The following is a 1,284-nucleotide window of genomic DNA, read 5'->3' on the forward strand; positions in this document are numbered from 1 at the left end:
TCGCCGCCGCGCCGTCCGACGGCCGAAGTGCTGCGAAGGGTCGCGGCGACCTGCCGAGTGAAATTGTAGGTCAGCCTCGCGCCCGCCTGGCTGGCGCCGAGCGAGCCGCCGCTGGCGAGCGATTGAGTCCCCGCTATCCCCGTCGACTGCGCGCGCAACAGCGCCCAGGCGGTCAGCTGCACCCGGTCGATTCCGTTCCGCTTGAGCGCGGCGGGGATGCTCTGCGCCGGCGCAACGACGCTCGAGCGCAACGGCGGCATCGAGGTCGCCGCGATTCGCGACAGCGGCCATTCGTCGAGCACGGGAATTGCGCCGAACAACTGTCGGCGCGGCTCGGGAAGGGCATAAGCGTGCCGCTCCGGCGCGGAAGACGCGGAAGTGACCGGGTAATAGACAGGGACAACGATCGTCCGCTGCGCTGCCGGGATCACGGGTATTTGAGGGTAAGGAAAGCCGGCTTGGCGCAGGTTTGCCGAAGCCGCGTCGGCGCTTGAAGGCGCGATCGGCTCAATTGGCGGGAAGTGCGTGGCCATGATCGGCGGCGGCTTCGCCTCGCCGCGGTCGATTCGGAAAATCTCCGCGCCCGGCAGCGCGCCCAGGGTCGCCGCGCGAAACCCCGCCCAGCCGATCACCGCGACTGCGAGGAAGCGGAGCGACGGCCTCACTGCGGGAGCTCGGCGGGAAAGATGTGCCGCGTCTTGTCCCAGCGCGTTGCCCCGCCGCCGATGTGGAGGCGGACCGCGCGGGCGGCGGCGAGGATCGCGATCAGGTTGCCGGCGACCAGCCGTGGAACGGACAAGAGCCCCTCGCCAAGGCCGTAGGCGCTGGTGGTAAAGCAGGCGCGCATCAGGACCCGCCACGCGAGCAGCCACGCGTTGATCGTGAGCAGCGTCATCAGCGCCGGATCGAGCCGAGCGTGGACGGGGGCCCCGAGCATTTCGGCGAGCCAGATCTGCGACCACAGGAGCGCTGCGCCATAAGCGGCGAACAGCAGCAGCGCCGCAAGCGGCCCGCGGCGGTCGCGCATCCGCATCCAGCGTTCGCCGATCCCGCCGCTCCACCCGAGGCGGTCCCAGCCGGCAAGAGCGATACCGCCGAGCCAGCGCGCCTTCTGGCGAACGGCGCTTCCTAGCGTGGCCGGGAAATGGCCGCGGCTTGCGATCCCGTGTGGCTCGAAGAATTGTGCGAACGGCATCGGCGCGTCGTCGTACTTCTTCGAATGGTGCATCGGTGTCTTCCGGAGAACCGAGAAGATCCCGGCAGGGGTCGGCTTGTCGTCGCGGC

General features: G+C 69.8%; 2 pseudogenes. Both read right to left on the reverse strand.

The annotated features are described in order from the left end of the window. Positions 1-665, reverse strand: a pseudogene (locus GH737_RS14820) (hypothetical protein); the annotation flags it as partial. Further along, positions 662-1,284, reverse strand: a pseudogene (locus GH737_RS14825) (hypothetical protein); the annotation flags it as partial. The pseudogenes GH737_RS14825 and GH737_RS14820, both read right to left, overlap by 4 nt.

The sequence above is a fragment of the Sphingomonas segetis genome (assembly GCF_009720245.1).
In the GTDB taxonomy this organism is placed as follows: domain Bacteria; phylum Pseudomonadota; class Alphaproteobacteria; order Sphingomonadales; family Sphingomonadaceae; genus Sphingomicrobium; species Sphingomicrobium segetis.